16 protein-coding genes are annotated in these 14,466 nt (G+C 31.3%); 12 read left to right on the top strand and 4 right to left on the bottom strand.

What is annotated here, in order from left to right; genetic code table 11:
- Window positions 1-187: 187 nt before the first annotated feature.
- Window positions 188-1,666, bottom strand: coding sequence for a proline--tRNA ligase (proS, locus tag G6N05_RS09900; RefSeq protein ID WP_166127936.1), 1,479 nt, complete (start codon window positions 1,664-1,666; stop codon window positions 188-190).
- Window positions 1,667-1,762: 96 nt separating this feature from the next.
- On the opposite strand from proS, the gene G6N05_RS09895 reads away from it, so the two are divergent.
- The 8 genes from G6N05_RS09895 (at window position 1,763) to G6N05_RS09860 (ending at window position 8,577) form a co-directional block, all read left to right on the top strand.
- Window positions 1,763-2,860, top strand: coding sequence for a hypothetical protein (locus G6N05_RS09895; protein ID WP_166127931.1), 1,098 nt, complete (start codon window positions 1,763-1,765; stop codon window positions 2,858-2,860).
- Window positions 2,861-3,015: 155 nt separating this feature from the next.
- A complete protein-coding gene (locus G6N05_RS09890) occupies window positions 3,016-4,524 on the top strand; it encodes an OmpP1/FadL family transporter (protein WP_166127927.1) in 1,509 nt (502 codons plus the stop codon).
- Between the two features lie 90 nt (window positions 4,525-4,614).
- Window positions 4,615-5,928, top strand: a complete 1,314-nt coding sequence (rimO, locus tag G6N05_RS09885; protein ID WP_166127923.1) for a 30S ribosomal protein S12 methylthiotransferase RimO — start codon at window positions 4,615-4,617, stop codon at window positions 5,926-5,928.
- A 60-nt stretch (window positions 5,929-5,988) separates the two neighbouring features.
- Window positions 5,989-6,357 (top strand): hypothetical protein, encoded by a 369-nt coding sequence (locus tag G6N05_RS09880; RefSeq protein ID WP_166127918.1) that lies wholly within the window; start codon window positions 5,989-5,991, stop codon window positions 6,355-6,357.
- A 45-nt stretch (window positions 6,358-6,402) separates the two neighbouring features.
- Window positions 6,403-7,392: a metal-dependent hydrolase gene (locus G6N05_RS09875; RefSeq protein ID WP_166127913.1), complete on the top strand. Its 990-nt coding sequence runs from the start codon at window positions 6,403-6,405 to the stop codon at window positions 7,390-7,392.
- Between the two features lie 71 nt (window positions 7,393-7,463).
- Window positions 7,464-7,700, top strand: a complete 237-nt coding sequence (locus tag G6N05_RS09870; RefSeq protein WP_166127909.1) for a YdcH family protein — start codon at window positions 7,464-7,466, stop codon at window positions 7,698-7,700.
- An 82-nt stretch (window positions 7,701-7,782) separates the two neighbouring features.
- The gene (locus tag G6N05_RS09865) at window positions 7,783-8,259 is read left to right on the top strand and encodes a GyrI-like domain-containing protein (RefSeq protein ID WP_166127906.1); all 477 of its coding nucleotides are present in this window, start codon (window positions 7,783-7,785) and stop codon (window positions 8,257-8,259) included.
- A 27-nt stretch (window positions 8,260-8,286) separates the two neighbouring features.
- Window positions 8,287-8,577, top strand: a complete 291-nt coding sequence (locus tag G6N05_RS09860) for a hypothetical protein (protein WP_166127902.1) — start codon at window positions 8,287-8,289, stop codon at window positions 8,575-8,577.
- Window positions 8,578-9,006: 429 nt separating this feature from the next.
- Here the strand turns inward: G6N05_RS09860 and G6N05_RS09855 are convergent, their stop codons facing one another.
- Entirely contained in the window at window positions 9,007-9,408 is a 402-nt protein-coding gene (locus G6N05_RS09855; RefSeq protein WP_166127898.1) for an excinuclease ABC subunit B, read from the bottom strand.
- 40 nt (window positions 9,409-9,448) lie between these two features.
- On the opposite strand from G6N05_RS09855, the gene G6N05_RS09850 reads away from it, so the two are divergent.
- The 4 genes from G6N05_RS09850 (at window position 9,449) to gloA2 (ending at window position 12,226) form a co-directional block, all read left to right on the top strand.
- On the top strand, window positions 9,449-10,246 hold the full coding sequence (locus G6N05_RS09850; RefSeq protein WP_166127894.1) for an alpha/beta hydrolase: 798 nt from the start codon (window positions 9,449-9,451) through the stop codon (window positions 10,244-10,246).
- Window positions 10,247-10,306: 60 nt separating this feature from the next.
- Window positions 10,307-10,840, top strand: coding sequence for a DUF1456 family protein (locus tag G6N05_RS09845; protein ID WP_166127890.1), 534 nt, complete (start codon window positions 10,307-10,309; stop codon window positions 10,838-10,840).
- Between the two features lie 15 nt (window positions 10,841-10,855).
- Window positions 10,856-11,749, top strand: coding sequence for a tetratricopeptide repeat protein (locus G6N05_RS09840; RefSeq protein WP_166127885.1), 894 nt, complete (start codon window positions 10,856-10,858; stop codon window positions 11,747-11,749).
- Between the two features lie 93 nt (window positions 11,750-11,842).
- Window positions 11,843-12,226 carry an SMU1112c/YaeR family gloxylase I-like metalloprotein gene (gene gloA2 / locus G6N05_RS09835; RefSeq protein WP_166127880.1) on the top strand — a complete coding sequence of 128 codons (384 nt, stop codon included), beginning with the start codon at window positions 11,843-11,845 and terminating at the stop codon, window positions 12,224-12,226.
- Between the two features lie 47 nt (window positions 12,227-12,273).
- Here the strand turns inward: gloA2 and G6N05_RS09830 are convergent, their stop codons facing one another.
- A complete protein-coding gene (locus tag G6N05_RS09830; protein WP_166127875.1) occupies window positions 12,274-12,615 on the bottom strand; it encodes a DUF2853 family protein in 342 nt (113 codons plus the stop codon).
- Window positions 12,616-12,754: 139 nt separating this feature from the next.
- Window positions 12,755-14,416, bottom strand: a complete 1,662-nt coding sequence (menD, locus tag G6N05_RS09825) for a 2-succinyl-5-enolpyruvyl-6-hydroxy-3-cyclohexene-1-carboxylic-acid synthase (RefSeq protein WP_166127870.1) — start codon at window positions 14,414-14,416, stop codon at window positions 12,755-12,757.
- Window positions 14,417-14,466 lie beyond the last annotated feature (50 nt).

Genomic DNA, 14,466 nt, shown 5'->3' with positions numbered 1-14,466 from the left:
TTGCATTTGCTGTAATGCGAGTGCAAAAATACAACTATTTTTTATTTGTGCAATACCTGACGCAAAAATTTTCTATTTTTTTTTAAAACCTAAGCTTAAGGCTTTATTTATAAGGTATTTAGATATTTTAAAAATTTTTATTTTCAAATCGTAAATCCCAAATTGTAAATCGAAAATCGTAAATCCCCTAATATGCTTTTGCAAAAAGAACTCTTCCTTTTGAAGGCGCTCCTGTTAAAATACATACTCCAGCTTCTTCTACTCTATCCAAAGGAATACATCTAATTGTAGCTTTCGTTAAGTCTTTTATTTTTTCTTCTGTTTCTGCCGTTCCATCCCAATGCGCCGATACAAATCCAGTTTTGTTTTCTAAAACATCTTTAAACTCCTCAAAAGAATTTACTTCCGTAGTATGAGCTGTTCTGTAATCTACTGCCTTATTAAATAAATCCTTTTGAATTTGTTCTAATAAATCTTGAATATATGTTACAATTCCTTCTGCTGGTTTTACTTCTTTTGTTAATGTATCTCTACGTGCGATTTCAAAAGTTCCATTTTCTAAATCTTTAGGACCAATTGCTACACGAACTGGTACACCTTTCAATTCCCATTCCGCAAACTTGAATCCTGGTTTTTGAGTCGTTCTGTTATCAAATTTAACTGAAATATTTAACTTCTTAAATTGAGCTACTAAACCATTCGCTACTTCTGAAATTCTAGCAAACTCTTCATCCGTTTTGAAAATCGGCACTATAACTACCTGAATTGGCGCTACATTAGGAGGCAACACTAATCCGTTATCATCTGAATGCGTCATTACTAACGCACCCATTAAACGCGTTGAAACTCCCCAAGACGTTCCCCAAACATATTCTTGTTTTCCTTCTTGATTGGTGAATTTAACATCAAATGCTTTTGCGAAATTCTGACCTAAAAAGTGAGATGTTCCAGCTTGTAACGCTTTTCCATCTTGCATTAACGCTTCAATACAATAGGTTTCATCTGCACCAGCAAAACGTTCTGTTTCCGTTTTCAAACCTTTAACAACTGGAATCGCCATAAAGTTTTCTGCGAAATCAGCATAAACATGCATCATTTTTTCAGATTCTTCAATAGCTTCTGCTTTAGTTGCGTGAGCCGTATGCCCTTCTTGCCATAAAAACTCAGCTGTTCTTAAAAACAAACGCGTTCTCATTTCCCAACGCACCACATTCGCCCATTGGTTAATCAATAAAGGTAAATCTCTATACGATTGCACCCATCCTTTATAAGTACTCCAAATAATTGCTTCAGAAGTTGGACGAACAATTAATTCTTCCTCTAATTTCGCATTTGGATCAACCATTAATTTTCCAGGTTTATCTGGATCATTTTTCAATCTATAATGAGTAACAATGGCACATTCTTTAGCAAAACCTTCCGCATTTTTTTCTTCGGCTTCAAACATGCTTTTCGGCACAAATAAGGGGAAATACGCATTACTATGACCTGTTTCTTTGAACATTTTGTCCAATTCTGCTTGCATTTTTTCCCAAATTGCATAACCGTATGGCTTAATCACCATACAACCTCTTACACCTGAATTCTCCGCTAAATCAGCCTTTACGACTAATTCGTTATACCATGCAGAATAATCTTCGCTTCTAGTTGTTAAATTTTTACTCATTTTTATAATATTGGCACAAAATTTGTTTTATTTGTATTAATTTAGTGGTACAAAACTACTTAATTTTGTAAAGACCAACAATAAAATTTACTATATATGAAAACAAATTACACTTTTCAGCAAAAAACACTTAGATTTTTTAGTCTATTTGTTGGTGCAATCACAGTGACAGCTTGTGGTTCGTACCAAAATTCGTCATATTACGATAATGACGGTGTTTACGGACCGGACAAAACTGTTACATATGAGCGACCAAATCAAAATGAAAATGTGGTTGCAGTAGAAGACAATAACAAATACGCACAACAATTTAAAAGCATGGAGGGCGATTTTGGTTATACTGAAGTTCTTACTGACGTAGACAATTACAAATCAACTCCAGATACTGTATATGTTCAAGAAAGCAATACAAGTTATGCCGGATGGGGAGAAAACCAAACTGGTAATACCACTATTATTATAAACGACAATTGGGGTTGGAATTCTGGTTGGTATGGTAATAATTGGGGTTGGAATAACTGGTACGGAAACGGTTGGTATGGAAACAACTGGGGATGGAACAATGGATGGTACGGAAATGGATGGGGATACAACAACTGGTATGGCGGATATTATGGACCATATTGGGGTAATGGATATTACGGTGGTTACTACGGTGGAGGATATTACGGAAACGGTTGGTATAACGGTTACTACGGAAATGGTTATTATGGCGGCGGAAGAAATGTAGCTTATAATAGCAGTCCACGTGGCGGATATATTAATAGAAACGCAGCAAACGGAAATTCTGGAAGATCTTATTCAGGAAGAAGTGGAAATGCAATAGGAAATCCTAGAAATCAAGCTACTCAACCGAGAACTTACAATCCAAGAGCAAACAATAACACTGGAACACCAAGAACTCAAACTTCTCAACCGAGAACTTACAATCCAAGAGGAAACAACAATTCTGGAACACCAAGAAGTCAAACTTCTGAACCAAGAACTCATAATCCAAGAGGAAACAATAACACTGGAACACCAAGAAGTGAAACTCCACAACCAAGAACATACACTCCTGCTCCAAGAAGTGAAGCACCAAGAACAATTTCTACACCAAGAAGTTCAGACTTCGGAGGTGGAAGAAGTTCTGGAGGAAGTTCATCAGGAGGAGGAAGATCATCTGGCGGCGGAGGTCGTGGTGGAAGAGGATAAAAACTAATTTCAAAAAACCTGTTTGTTTCTATCAGGCAGGTTTTTAAAAGATTAATAAAAAATCTATGAAATGAGCATTACCAAAAATTGGTTTCAATTACCAATAATTATATGCGAATTACATATGATCAATAAAAAATAATAAATATCAACATATGAAAAAGATATTACTTTCCTTATTAATAGGAGGTTCTTTTATGGCCAATGCACAAGAACCTACCATCACTGACGCTTTAAGATATAGCGTAGAAAACTTAAATGGAACAGCACGTTTTAGAGCAATGGGTGGAGCTTTTGGCTCAATAGGCGGCGATATGTCTGCAATAAACATCAACCCTGCTGGTTCTTCTGTTTTTAACTATAACCAAGCAACTATTTCATTGTCAAGCTTTAACAAAAGTAACAATGCAGGTTATTTTGGCACAAACACTACTACGAAAGAAAACTCCCTTGACATAAATCAATTAGGAGCGGTTTTTGTTTTTAATGATAATAACGCAAAAAGCGGTTGGAAAAAATTTGCTTTAGGTTTAAACTACGAAAACACAAACAACTTTGATGATTTCATAATTAGTGAAGGAGTAAATCCATACAATTCAATGGATAAATATTTTTTAAGATTTGCAAATGTTGCAAAAGGTGGTGCTGGAAATTTAGGTGGAACTTACTATGAAGACTTAGGTTTTATAAAACAACAAGCTTGGTTAGGATATAATTCGTATTTATTAGATTATAATAGCGGTGGAAACAATTATACTTCAAATGTACCAACTGGCGGAAATTATTATCATAAAAACACCATTGAAGCAAATGGTTATAACGGAAAATTCACCATAAACTTTTCTGGAGCTTATGAAGATAAGTTATATTTGGGTATGAATATGAACTTCCATTTCACCGATTATGTAAGAACATCCTCGTTATATGAAAGCAATAATAACCCCGTATCAAACACCCTTAATAATTACGCAATAACTGCAGTTCGTTTCAATAATGAACTTTACACTTATGGATCTGGATTTGCTTTAAATCTTGGAGCGATTTATAAAGCAACAGAAAATATTAGAGTTGGATTAGCATACGAAACACCTACTTGGTATAAATTAAACGATGAGTTAACTCAAAGTATTTCTACAGCAGCTACAAACGGATCTGATAATTTTGACGATTATGTAAACCCAAATATTGTAAATATTTATCCTACATATAAAATTCAAACCCCTAGCAAGCTAACCGCAAGTGGAACTGTTTTATTTGGCAAAAAAGGATTATTGAGTGTTGATTATATTTCTAGAAATTATGCTAAAACACAATTTAAACCTAAAAACGAAGAAATTTTTAGTAGCATAAACAATCAAATGAAAAACGAATTACAAGACAATTATGAATTACGTGTTGGTGGAGAATATAAAATTCAAAAATGGAGTGTTAGAGGTGGTTACCGTTTCGAGCAAAGTCCATACAAAACAGATTTAGCATTTGGAGATTTAATGAGTTATTCTGGTGGTTTAGGTTATAATTTTGGAAATTCTAAATTAGATATTTCTTATACTAACGAACACCGTGCAAGAACTGAAGTCTTATTAACTTCTGGATTAAATGATCCTGCAAGAATTAAAAATTACAACAATAATGTTACTTTAACATATGTGGTAAATTTTTAAATAAAATACAATTATTTCACAAATGTCGCTTTACTTCAAGTTAAGCGACATTTTTTTATTAATTTTGCACCCTGAAATAAAACAAATACTATGAGAACCAAGTCTTTAAAGAAAAATAAAATTAACGTCATTACCTTAGGTTGTTCTAAAAACGTATATGATAGTGAAGTTTTAATGGGACAACTTCGTGCCAACGGAAAAGAAGTAACACACGAAGCAACTAAAGACGAAGGGAACATTATTGTAATTAATACTTGTGGTTTTATTGATAACGCCAAAGAAGAATCGATAAATACGATTTTGGAATATGCCGATAAAAAAGAGCAAGGCTTAGTTGACAAAGTTTTTGTTACAGGTTGCTTATCTGAACGTTACAGACCCGATTTAGAAAAAGAAATTCCAAATATTGACCAATTTTTCGGAACTACGGAATTGCCTTTATTATTAAAAGCATTGGGTGCCGATTATAAACACGAATTAATTGGAGAACGTTTAACTACTACTCCAAAAAATTACGCGTATTTAAAAATTGCTGAAGGTTGCGATAGACCTTGTAGTTTTTGTGCCATTCCATTAATGAGAGGAAAACACAAGTCGACTCCCATTGAGCATTTAGTAATTGAAGCCGAAAAATTAGCTAAAAACGGTGTAAAAGAATTAATTCTTATTGCGCAAGATTTAACGTATTACGGTTTAGATTTATACAAAAAAAGAAACTTAGGGGAGCTTTTAGAAGCTTTAGTAAAAGTAGAAGGCATCGAATGGATTCGTTTGCATTACGCCTTCCCTACTGGTTTTCCAATGGACGTTTTAGAATTAATGAAACGCGAACCAAAAATTTGTAATTACTTAGATATTCCTTTACAACATATTTCAGATAGTGTTTTAAAATCGATGCGTCGTGGAACTACTCAAGAAAAAACAACGAAATTAATTCACGATTTTAGAGCGTTAGTTCCTGAAATGACAATCAGAACTACTTTAATCGTTGGTTATCCTGGTGAAACGGAAGAAGATTTCAATACTCTTAAAAATTGGGTGGAAGAAATGCGTTTCGAACGTTTAGGATGTTTTACGTATTCTCACGAAGAAAACACACATGCTTATTTATTAGAAGATGATGTTCCAGAAGAAGTAAAACAAGACAGAGCAGCTCAAATTATGGATATCCAAGCACAAATTTCTTGGGATTTAAATCAAGAAAAAATTGGACAAACGTTCAAATGTGTGATTGACAGAAAAGAAGGGGAACATTTTGTAGGAAGAACTGAATTTGATAGTCCAGATGTAGATAATGAAGTATTAATCGACGCTTCAAAATTCTATTTAAAAACAGGTGATTTCGTAAATTTAAAAATCATTGATGCTACAGAATTTGATTTGTATGCTGAACCGGTTTCTTAATTTACGATTTGAGATTTAGTATTTACGTCTAAGAACTTTTAAACTATTCAAAACATAACTATGAAAAAAATTTTTATTTGTTTTTTTATACTACTTTCAACTGCATTTTTTGCTCAAGATAAGAGTAATTTAGTTTTTAAGGAAAGTATTTATATTGTTGAAATTAAAACTGAAAACGGTAAAAATTTCTTGGATTTAGATAAAGAAAATAAAATTCAAATTGTAACCAAAAATATTGATCCTGTAAACTTGTCTTGTATTGGACAAAATTTAAAGAGAAACAAATTATCAAATGATAAAAACGCAACTAATTGGACAATAAAACCATCCAAAGAAGGTTTAAAAGAAGGTGTTTACTCCTTAATGATAACTTTTAGAGGCAAAAAAGGAAAATTATTTCATCATGAGTTTTTAATTCCTGTAAAGTAAAACTTTAAAACTAGTCACTAATCACTCTTTACTAACCACTAAAATATGGATTCTTTATCACAAATCGTTTTAGGCGCAGTCACTTTTGCCTTGGTAAAAGACAAAGAAATTGGTAAAAAATCATTAGTTTATGGTGCTGTTTTAGGAACTATTCCTGATTTAGATGTTTTATTAAATCCGTTTTTTGATAGTGTAGAACAATTAGCGATTCATCGAGCGTTTTCACATTCTATATTTTTCTCCATATTACTGAGTTTATTAGCGGGTAAATTACTTTCTAAAAAGTACAGCACAAGTTATATTTCATGGGTTTGGGCTTGTTTCGTTGCCCTTTTCACACATCCTTTATTAGATTTATGTACCACTTACGGAACACGAATTTTATATCCATTAACCAAATCGTATTATTCCCTTAATAATGTTTTTGTTGTAGATTTAGGTTTTACACTTCCGCTATTAATTGCTTCAATTGCTTTGTGGATAATGAAAAATAAAAATCCAAAAAGAAGCAAAATCATCAATATTAGTTTGATACTTTCAACAGGTTATTTACTTTGGGGATTGGTGGTTAGAGAAATCGTTTACCACAAATTCGAAACGGTTTTACAAGAAAAAAATATCGTTTATGAACAAATGAATGTCGCTCCTACTCCATTCAACACCTTTTTATGGCAAGCGATAATTAAAACAAAAGAAGGTTTTTACCTAAGCGATTACAGTATTTTCGATAAACAAATGAACACTACTTTTCATTTTGTAAAAAGCGAAAATCAATTGCTTCCAGCCTTAAAAAGCAGACCAGAATTAGAACCTTTTTTCAACTTCGCACAAGGTTACGAATTAGTTAAAAAAGAAGGTGATGTCATTAAAATTTATGTGACGAAATTCGGACCGATGAGTATGGATGAAAAAGGTCCAAAATTTGCGTTTCCAATGTGTATCAATCCAGATGGAAGTTATTATGCAGTGCAAAATCCACCAAAAAATTACGGGGAAATTTTTAGCAAACTTTGGATTAGAATTCAAGGGAAATAACAGCATGACAAATATCATATTTATTGTAATTTATTAATCAGAACTTTGAATAGTAAATTAAAACAAAGAATATGATATCTAAACACATTTTAACCCAGGAATTTCCAGAGTACGAAACAAAAATTAGCAATTTAAAAGTTGAAAATGCACATTTTAAAAAATTGTTTCACGAATTTGACGAATTAGATCACGAAATCTATAGAATTGAAAGCGATACCGAACCTGCTTCAGATGATGCTTTGAATGATTTAAGAAAAAAGAGAGTGCATTTAAAAGATGAAATTTATCAGTTTTTAACGAATAATTAATTTTCTCTTTTTTATTTTGATAGATTCCCTGTAAAAAACAATTTACAGGGAATTTTTATATATTTGAATTTTTATTTTATAAATGACTCCAAAAATTGTTACAATACCGCCCAAAAAACTAATAGGATTTTCAATTGAAATGTCTTTATTAGATAATAAAACATATAGCATTTTCAGTCAATTAATGCCTCGCTTAAAAGAAATAACGAATGCAAAAAGTGCAGATATATTTTGTATTCAAGTTTATGACGCAGATTATTTTACGAATTTCACTCCAGAAACACTTTTTACAAAATGGGCCGCTGTAGAAGTTAAAGATTTTGAGAATATTCCTAATGGATTTGAAAAACTAGAACTTACAGGGGAAAAATATGCTGTGTTTTTATATAAAGGGACATCTGAAATGTTTTCTGAAACTGCCCAATATATTTATGGAGAATGGTTACCCAATTCAGGATTTCAATTAGACAACAGACCTCATTTTGAAATAATGGGAGATAACTATCTAGGACACGAAAACCCAGAAAGTGAAGAAGAAATTTGGATTCCTATTAAATAAGTATTCAGCCGCAGCATTCAGTAAATTATGAACCACTTTTATAAGACTTTAAAAAGACAAATTCTTATACTTCTAATGTATACTTTAGGAGCAAATTTTTATGATTATTTCTTCAATAGACCTCATGAAAAAGGAATGTTAAGTCCATTATTATATGTTATTTTATATGCATTAATCCACCTCTTTCTTTTATCAGTTTATACTGCTTCAAATCATCAAGACGAGAGAAAAAAACTTAAAAACTATATTTTAACCATACCAATAGTTTTTGTTTTAAGCATTTTTTTTACAATACTTTCACTTTATTTAAATCATTAAAATGAAGTACTTCTATCAAGCAACATTAACAAATTCTATAATTTTTATTTTATATCTAATTGCCTCTAATTGCATTGAGGATTCTGGTCATCATTATTCAGGATTAGGGAAATTTTTGATTATGATTATTTGCTTAATCGGACAGTTTTTATTCAACTTTTTTATTGCTTTATACTTTTTTAGCAATGATAAATCGAATAAAGGAAAAGTACACATTTCGAATTGTTTTCTACTTGTGATTATTAGTTTGATATATATTTTCTTGTAGAAAAAAAATAAATAAGTCGCTTTAAGTAAAACAAGTTTATGGGTAATATCGAGCCAAACTTTTAATACTTTTGACTTATCCCTTTTTACTTGGCTCTTTTTACTTTTTACTTAGCTCTTTTTACTTGGCTCTTTTTACTTTTTACTTGACTCTTAAACAACCTAATTCAACTGCTCACTAAACAATCTAATTAAAGTCTGACCATCAACCATATGATTAGGTGAATCTTCTATAAGTTTTAAAACTCGTTTCATAGCATACGGATCTAAACCCATATTAATTCCGATTTCGTTGATTTTTACTCTTTCTCTTTCGTGCAAAACATCGTCTGAACGCATCAATAAAGCCAAACGGTAAAACTGACAAATTCTATTCAATTCGTCTTTGATTATATTGACTTCGCCCTTATTTTCATACAGTTTATGCAACGTTTCTTTATCAATACCTAATTCGTACGCTACAATTTCAATGAAATCATATTCTCTGTCGTGTAATTCACCGTCAATTAAAGCAAACGAAATCATTTCTTTTAACAAACTAATTTTTTCTTGAGTAGTTTCCATCAAAATTATTACTTTTATAATATTCTTCAAATATAAAAAAATGCAACAATTTTTAAGACTATTTCTATTCCTTTTTTTCTTTTCAACAATTCAAATTAAAGCTCAAAACCGATATTCTACTTTCGATATTGAGGCGCCACAACTACAAACTAAAAAGAAAATTTGGGTGTATTTACCTTTGAATTACGAAAAATCAACTAAAAAATATCCCGTAATTTATATGCACGATGCTCAAAATTTATTTGACAGAGAAGCTTCTTTTGGCGGTGAATGGAATGTTGAAGAAACGTTAGATAGCTTGAAAGCCAAAGTAATTGTAATTGGCATTGAACATGGAAATGAAAAACGAATTGAAGAATTAACACCTTACAAAAACGAAAAATACAGAAATAGCGGAAATGCAAATGCTTATTTAGAATTTATCGTAAAAACGTTAAAACCACAAATAGATTCAACTTACAGAACGAAAACTAATGCTAAAAACACTTGCATTTGGGGTAGTTCGCTTGGCGGATTGGTTTCTTTTTATGCGGCTTTACAATATCCAGATGTATTTGGAAAAGTAGGTTGCTTCTCTCCTGCATTTTGGGTTAATAAGTCGAATATCGTTGAGAAAATGGAAAAGATGCCAAAGTTGGATGCAAAAATTTATTTACTTTGTGGCGATAAAGAAGACAAGGAAAATATGGTTTCAAATATGAAAGAAATGGAAACCTTGATCAACTCCAAACGATGTGAATGCAAGAAACTAAATAAATTAGTAATTGTAAAAGATGGAGAACATAACGCAAAATTATGGCGAAATGCGTTTGCAAAAGCGTATCTTTGGCTTTTCTAAAAATAATTACAAGTGTCACTCTGAACAAAGTAGAAGAGTTAACAAATAAAACTTAAAAATATGAATAATAACGATATCTTCAAAAAACTACGTGTAGCCTTACAATTACGTGACGACCAAATAGTTGAAATTTTAAACCTAGTAGATTTTAAAATGTCGAAAGGCGAATTAGGTGACATTTTCCGTGCGGAAGATCACTCTAATTTCATGGAATGTGGCGATCAGGTTTTACGTAATTTCTTAAATGGATTAATTATTCATTTACGTGGTACGAAGGAAAATCCGAAAAATCCACGTGAAGTAATCAAATCGCACAAAGATTACGAAACACAAACGGAAAGAACAGACAAAACCATTTACGAACCGAAGAAACCTTACAATAAAACGGATAGTAAAACGCAATTTAAACCAAGAACTGGCGATAAAAAACCATTTACAAAAGACGGTGACAAAAAAGAATTTAAACCTAAAACAGGAGAAAGTTCAGATAAAAAACCTGCTTTTGGAAAGAACAAATTTGGCAACGATAAAAAACCAGCCAAACAAAATCCTGTCGAAAAATTCAAGTTTAAAGACGGCAAAAACACTAAATAAAACAGTTCAAATTTTATGAAACAATACTCTTTATTATTCTTTTTTTTAAGTTTTCAAAGTTTAATTTTCGCTCAAAATTTTCAAGACGATTTTAAAAAATATTTTGATATAAAAGACACTGTCAATCAATTGAAAACTTTAAGAAAATGGGAAAAAGCTGAACCGAAAAATCCGGAATTATATACCAGTTTTTTCAACTATTATGCACTTAACGCTAAAAAGGAAATGCTTTCTTTAACTAAAGAACAACCTAAAGGCGAAAGTTTAGCTTTAAATGACAGTACAAATAAAGAAGCTGGATATATTGGTAGCCAAACTTATTATGATGCTGATTTCGTAAAAAAAGCTATTACCAAAATTGACCAAGGAATTTCTTTACATCCAAACAGATTAGACATGCGATTTGGAAAAATTTACTTTTTAGGTTTGATAGAAAATTGGGATGGCTTTACAAAAGAAATTATCGACGCTGTAAAACATTCTTCATTGAATAATAACAACTGGACTTGGACAAACAATACAACTCGTGAAGGTGGAAAAGAGTTTTTTCTTTCTTCACTTCAAACGTATCAAATGCAATTATTTAATACCGAAAACGATGCCTTATTGGTAAATATGAGAGATATTGCTAATGAAGTTATCGCTCATTATCCAGACAATGTTGAAAATTTATCTAATCTTTCTATAACTTACTTGTTAACTAAAGAATACGATAAAGGCTTAGAGGTTTTACAAAAAGCTGAAAAAATAAACCCAAAAGACACTATTGTTTTAGCTAATATTGCTCATGCATATTATTTAAAAGACGACAAAAAAAGAGCTATAGAATATTACGAAAAAGTAATAAAATATGGCGATGAAGAATCTAAAGAATATGCCAAACAAAAAATTGAAAAATTGAAAAAATAAAACGAAATCCTCAATTATATAATTGGGGATTTTTTTATGCTAAAATTTATATATTTGTTTTTCTATCAGCCATAAAAAATCAAACACTTTAAAATGCTTAAAAAAATTCATCACATTGCTATTATTTGTTCGGATTACGAAAAATCTAAACACTTTTATACGGAGATTTTAGGGTTCGAAATCAAGCAAGAAGTTTACCGTAAAGAAAGACAATCCTACAAATTGGATTTAGCATTAAATTGGAATTATTGTATCGAATTGTTCTCCTTTCCGAATCCGCCAGAAAGAACTTCCAGACCAGAAGCTTGCGGTTTACGTCATCTTGCTTTTGAAGTAGATGATATTCAAAGTACTATAGAAACTTTATCAAAATACAACATTAAAACTGAACCGATAAGAATTGACGAATTCACCCAAAAAAGATTTACTTTTTTTGAAGATCCAGATCAATTACCTATTGAATTATATGAAGTGTAATAAAACAAAAAATCCTGAACTTTCATTCAGGATTTTTTTATATATTTTTATTTGTAAACCGATTCTTTTTTGAAGTGAACCGCTAATAAATAATACACTACAGCTCTGTATTTACTTCTATTAGAACGACCGTATTTTTCAATTACCGCATCAATTCCTTTATCTAAATCTGCACCATCACTTAAACCTAATTTCTTAATTAAGAAATTGTTTTTTACAGTTGCTAATTCTTTTTCATCTGTTCCTGAAACCGTTGAAGAATCTGCATTATAAATAGATGGACCACAACCAATAACTACTTTAGTTAATAAATCCATATCAGCAGATACACCACATTTGTCTTTTAAATCTGCAGCATACTTTACTATTAATTCATCTCTTTTACTCATAATTGTTTGTTTTTTTGTTAGTTATCTTTCAAACTTACAATAATTTACTTAAAAAATAAAGAATTTGAAATAAAACTTAACCTTTTAATAATGAAAATAAAAAAGACAAAAAAGAACGAAAATAAAAGCTTTAAGAAAATTACAAATTCTTAAAGTAATCCAATAAAACAGAGTTATTTAATTTTTCTGGAGTGAAAATTTCTAAGATTGCTGGTGAAGTTTCGTCTGAAACAAAAGTATTCCAAACCGATTGCAACTCGTTTTCATCTTGTACAGAAACATAATTCAATTGATACATTTTTGCTAAATGCTCCGCCGTTAAGTGATGTGAGGTTTCGAAAAAAGTATTAAACGTTTCCGTTTCTTGATGACCAGGTAAAATTCTGAAAATACCGCCACCGTTATTATTTATCAAAATAATTTTGAAATTTTTAGGAATGTAATTGTTCCATAACGCATTGCTATCGTACAGAAAACTAATATCACCCGTAATTAGGATTGTTGGTTTTTCATTCGCTACAGCAGCTCCAATTGCCGTTGACGTGCTTCCATCGATTCCACTTGTTCCACGATTGCAAAACACTTCAATCGTTTTATTCATATTGACCAACTGAATATAACGAATCGGTGAACTATTACTGACTTGCAACTGAATATGCTCAGGTAAATTTCGACTTAAAAAATCAAACACTTTAAAATCCGAAAACGGAATTTGTGATATATAATTATCGTGCTTTGTTAATCTATCTTGCCAAATGGTTTGAAAATCAAATTTATATTTTGATTCAATGATATTATCTTCAACTAACAATTGATTAAAAAAACTAGAAATATTCGTTTGAAAATGTTCTGACAAACAACCAAATGTATCATACGCACGAAGTTCATCTACATGCCAATGTTGTTTCGGTTGATAACTTCTTAAGAAAGCTTTAATTCGTTTAGAAACTACCATTCCACCAAAAGTTAGTAGAATATCTGGTTGAAAATTCAGTTTATCTTCTTCAGAAAATGTCGTAACTAAAGTATCAATTCTATCAATAAAAGTTGGATGATGTAAGTTGGACGTTTTCTCTAAAAGCACCAAAACACTTTCGTCTTGCGCTAAAAATTCAATATATTTTTGTTCGATAGAATTCGGCAACAACTCGCCTACTAAAATCAATTTCTTTTTTGCAGAATGCCATTCTGAAACGAACTTCGCATTTAAATTAAATTTTAGTTTTTCATTATTCGAAACAGTAATTTTAGGAACATAAGTTGGCTCTAGAAGTGTTTCGTATAAAGGTTCTTCAAAAGGAACATTAATATGTGCTGGACCTTTTTGAGAAATAGCTATTTCAATCGCCGAAACTATTAAATTGGCATTTTCCTCAGAAGCATTTTCGGTTAAATTGGCAGAAAAAACAATATGATTGGCAAAAACATTTTCTTGACGAATCGTTTGTCCGTCTCCAATGTCGATTTTATTTTGAGGTCTATCGGCTGAAACGACTAATAAAGGAATTTGACTATAAAATGCTTCAGCAACAGCTGGATAATAATTCAACAACGCAGAACCCGAAGTACAAACAACAGCCACAGGTTTTTGCAATTGTTGCGCCAAACCTAAAGCAAAAAACGCCGCACAACGCTCATCGGCAATGCTATAACACGTAAAACCATCATGATTTGTAAATCCGATAGTTAAAGGCGCATTTCTCGAACCTGGAGAAATTACAATATGCTGAATTTCTTTTTGACGAAAAATTTCAATAACAGCTTGCGCTAATGGTATTTTTGGGTATAAGTTGGCTTTCAATTGATGTGGTTTGGAATTAAATTTTCAATTACAAATTTACTAATTTACCC

It is taken from the genome of Flavobacterium bernardetii, assembly GCF_011305415.1.
Classification (GTDB): Bacteria; Bacteroidota; Bacteroidia; order Flavobacteriales; family Flavobacteriaceae; genus Flavobacterium; species Flavobacterium bernardetii.
This window is presented reverse-complemented; position numbering and strand designations above follow the sequence as displayed.